The organism is Methylomonas methanica, assembly GCF_001644035.1.
Classification (GTDB): domain Bacteria; phylum Pseudomonadota; class Gammaproteobacteria; order Methylococcales; family Methylomonadaceae; genus Methylomonas; species Methylomonas methanica_A.
Window position 1 is genome coordinate 1 of sequence record NZ_LUUG01000023.1, and the last position, 1,614, is coordinate 1,614.

The window sequence follows — 1,614 nt, forward strand, 5'->3', positions numbered from 1 at the left end:
GCCGAAAGGGGCTTCCTGCCCCTTCGGCAACGCGCCGCATCCCTGCGGCGCCCCTGCGGGCTGATCCGTTCAAAAGCTCCGGTGCTCGGCGCGGCATACGGGAGAAACCCCGCCCGAGCGATGTAAGGCTCCTTAGGGATAGAGTAATGCGCCGAATGATCTAAGGCCGGCATACGGCGCAATACGGCTACGCCTATTGAGGCCCTACCAATTGCGCCTTACGGCCTTGGGACGCAACTACCTGAAAGGCAAAATGGGCGACGCCTTGCATGCCATCCTATGTGGTGCCGGCCACAACATCCGTTTGATCCTCAGACGGTTGAGGATTTTTTGGTCTCGTTTTTGGCAGTCGCTGTCTCGGCTTTTGTCCGAATCATTTTTATCGTTCGCATGAGGACGGTAGTCATTGAGCAGTTTCGGCTTTTTGAGGGACGACTATTTATTTTGGTAATACTCATGTAATTTCATCCTTGTAGGATTTATCAATTTAATACAAGGCTGGAAAATAAAATGCATAATATCTTATTACTTGTGGTTCTTACTTTTCCAACAATTGGATTAGCTTCACCTGCTGCTTACCTATTTGGAGGTAGCCAACCAGATGGACTGGAGGGGCAAACGCTCCAAATTCAATTATCGAATGGAGAAGCCTATGTTGCCAGCACAATGACTGGCAAATTGGGCAGTGAGTCATATGCTGAAAATTTCGGTTGGTGGTCAGATACTATTGGTCATTTCGAGGGTAACTATAACTACTTCGCTGGTGACGACGGCTCTTTTGGCTCTATCAGGAATTTTTTCTCTTTTGATCTTTCCGATTTACAAGATACTGCCATTTCAGCAAGCCTTCATCTTAAGCCCTATAGCGCGAGCTATCCTTTCACGCCGATGCGCTATGATCTCTTTGAAGTATTTACTTCCGCTTCAGATTTAATTTTATCGTCTGGATTGAACCAAACAATATTTACCGACTTGGGCACAGGCAATCATTATGGATCGTATCTATTCAACTCTGATCCCAATACATTAAATGAAATTACAATAAATTTAACCACAGCAGCTATTGATTCTATCAATTCAAGAACTAATACATATTTTTCTATTGGAGGCACGGTTACGCCAGTACCAATACTTTCTTCAATGATTTTATTCTTTAGTGGATTAGTTTCTATAAGAGCTTTTAGGATAAGTAAAGTTCTGTGATTAAATAACTGTTTTTATAAGTTCAACCAACATTCTCTGTAAACTTTAATAGACTGTTTTTGACTCAGTCTGGGCTGACAGCCGTCTATTACCACCAACAATCTTCGGATCAACTGCATCCGATTCCAGAACAATTGGACTGTTCTTTGGGTAATCCCCCCATTTTGAGCAGAATCTAAAAGTAGAGGTTAAGCAGCGAGTGCCAACTTTTGTTTTGGAGTGATGCCGCCAATAGCCATGTTGGGCCGTTCATGATTGTACGGCCATACGATGCGCTTATAGGATGCTGCAGAGCCAGTGGCGAGGCGCATCGATCGCGAACGATGCGCCTCCTTACGTCGGCAGCATCCTATCTGATTTCAACCGATTGAATTTTAAATCCGCGGCGGGTTTTCTCCCGTATGCCGCGCC

The 1,614-nt window shown here is 45.0% G+C and carries 1 protein-coding gene; it reads left to right on the forward strand.

Translation table 11 applies throughout. The annotated features are described in order from the left end of the window. Positions 1–510 precede the first annotated feature (510 nt). A complete protein-coding gene (locus tag A1332_RS01245; protein ID WP_064006770.1) occupies positions 511–1,203 on the forward strand; it encodes a hypothetical protein in 693 nt (230 codons plus the stop codon). The last annotated feature ends 411 nt before the right edge of the window (positions 1,204–1,614 follow it).

What these genes read in the sequence shown, in the direction of transcription:
- A1332_RS01245 (WP_064006770.1), top strand. Translation starts at nt 511, where the DNA reads ATGCATAATATCTTATTACTTGTGGTTCTTACTTTTCCAACAATTGGA.